Source organism: Streptomyces turgidiscabies Car8 (assembly GCF_000331005.1).
Classification (GTDB): domain Bacteria; phylum Actinomycetota; class Actinomycetes; order Streptomycetales; family Streptomycetaceae; genus Streptomyces; species Streptomyces turgidiscabies.
On record NZ_AEJB01000363.1, the window covers coordinates 1 to 2,381 of the forward strand.

The window sequence follows — 2,381 nt, forward strand, 5'->3', positions numbered from 1 at the left end:
TCTGTGTCAGATGAACGAGATGATCGTCAGATGAACGAGTTGATCTCGATCGTCTCCGTGCGGCCCGGGCCGACACCGATCGCGGAGATCGGCGCGCCGGACATCTCCTCCAGCGCCTTCACGTACGCCTGGGCGTTCTTCGGGAGGTCCGAGAACGACTTGGCCTTCGTGATGTCCTCCGACCAGCCGGGGAGGGTCTCGTAGATCGGCTTCGCGTGGTGGAAGTCCGTCTGGGAGTACGGGAGTTCCTCGACGCGCTTGCCGTCGATCTCGTACGCCACGCAGACCGGGATCTCCTCCCAGCCGGTGAGGACGTCGAGCTTGGTGAGGAAGAAGTCGGTCAGGCCGTTCACGCGGGTCGCGTAGCGGGCGATGACCGCGTCGAACCAGCCGCAGCGCCGGTCACGGCCGGTGGTGACGCCCCGCTCGTGGCCGATGCGGCGCAGCGCGTCACCGTCCTCGTCGAAGAGCTCGGTCGGGAAGGGACCGGCGCCGACGCGGGTCGTGTACGCCTTGAGGATGCCGATGACCCGGCTGATCTTCGTCGGGCCGACGCCCGCACCCGTGCAGGCACCGCCCGCCGTCGGGTTGGACGACGTGACGAAGGGGTACGTGCCGTGGTCGATGTCCAGGAGCGTGCCCTGGCCGCCCTCGAAGAGGACCACCTTGTCGTCGTCGAGGGCCTTGTTGAGGACCAGGACGGTGTCGGCGACGTACGGCTTGAGGCGGTCCGCGTAGGTGAGGAGTTCCTCGACGATCTGGTCGACCTCGATCGCGCGGCGGTTGAAGACCTTGGTGAGGAGCTGGTTCTTGCCGTCCAGCGCCGCCTCGACCTTCTGCGTCAGGATCGACTCGTCGTACAGGTCCTGGACCCGGATACCGACCCGGTTGATCTTGTCGGCGTACGTCGGACCGATGCCTCGGCCCGTCGTGCCGATCTTCCGCTTCCCGAGGAAGCGTTCCGTCACCTTGTCGACGGTCACGTTGTACGGGGTGATGATGTGAGCGTTACCGCTGATCAGGAGCTTGGACGTGTCGACGCCTCGCTCGTTCAGCCCGTTCAGCTCGGAGAACAGGACCGACGGGTCGACGACGACGCCGTTGCCGATGACGGGTGTGCATTCAGGTGTGAGGATTCCGGAAGGGAGGAGGTGCAGGGCGTACTTCTGATCGCCCACGACTACCGTGTGGCCGGCGTTGTTGCCGCCCTGGTAGCGCACCACATAGTCCACAGACCCGCCAAGCAGGTCTGTGGCCTTCCCCTTACCTTCGTCACCCCACTGAGCACCGAGCAGCACAAGTGCGGGCACGCGCGTACACCCCTTCCGGGCGGGGCATGTCCAAGGCCAGGGGTGTACGCGTCTGAGCTCACGGCTCATGCCTCGTACCCCGGCGACCTTCGTCGGCCGCTGACCCATCGGACCCGGATGCCCCGGAATAGACCAAGCCCCTGGCGCAATAGCGCAAGGGGCTCTTGCACAAAGATGCTACCCGAGGAAGCGAGGCATGACCGAGGTGGCGACTTCCGACCAGCTTTTCGTGGTCATCGACCCGGTCGCCCGGCGGACGGACGGCGAGTCTGTACGAATCGCGAAAGACGTGCTCAGCGCGGGTGCGAGGACAAAGGTGTGCCTCCCGGACGGGCCCGAGGAATTCGCTCGGGCGCTGGCCAGGAGGGGGTCCCGAAGGCCGGTGGTGATCGGCGACGACCGGGCCCTGCTGCGTACGGTGGCCCTGCTGCACCGGCAGCGGGAACTGGCCGGATGTGCGCTGTCCGTCGTCCCGGTGGGGGCGTTCGGTGTCCTGTCCCTGGCCCGTTCGCTGGGCGTGCCCACGGGCGCGGTGGCGGCGGCGCGGGCAGTCCTGGAGGGCGCCGAACGCCGACTGGACCTTCTCGTCGACGACAGCGACGGCGTGGTGGTGGGCGCGGTGCGCATTCCGGCGCTACGGGGTCCGGCCGACGGCGCCGGTGAGCTGGAGGCCGAGGAGGCCGCCGGGGCCGCGTCCCATCCCTGGCTGCGGACCTGCCAGTCCCTGGTACGGACCCTGGCGACCCGGCCCGTCCGAGGGGCGCGGGGTCCCCGGATGGCCCCGGTACCGGGCAGCCTCGGCCCGTCGCGGCTGCGCGTCGAGGTGGACGGGGTGACCCTCGTGGACCTGGACCAGCCGGTCGAGGCGGTGACCCTGACCCCGGGAAGGTCCGGAGGCGCACGGGTGGAGGTGCGTCCGGTGTCCGTGGGCGCGGAGGCGTCTCCGCTGGGGGCGGTGGGCTCGCGGGTGACGGTGTCGGGCGCGGATTTTCGGTACCGGGCGGACGCGGGCCTGGTGAGCGGGCCTGTGCGGCGGCGGACGTGGGTGGTGCGGGAGGGAGCGTGGGGGCT

At 69.1% G+C, this 2,381-nt stretch carries 2 protein-coding genes; one reads left to right on the top strand and one right to left on the bottom strand.

Features of this window, described 5'->3' with window-relative positions:
- Window positions 1–26 precede the first annotated feature (26 nt).
- A complete protein-coding gene (locus tag STRTUCAR8_RS27445) occupies window positions 27–1,310 on the bottom strand; it encodes an adenylosuccinate synthase (protein ID WP_006379335.1) in 1,284 nt (427 codons plus the stop codon).
- A gap of 196 nt (window positions 1,311–1,506) precedes the next feature.
- Between STRTUCAR8_RS27445 and STRTUCAR8_RS27450 the strand changes: the two genes are divergently transcribed.
- The coding region (locus STRTUCAR8_RS27450; protein ID WP_006379336.1) for a diacylglycerol kinase family protein at window positions 1,507–2,381 on the top strand (875 nt) is incomplete at its 3' end.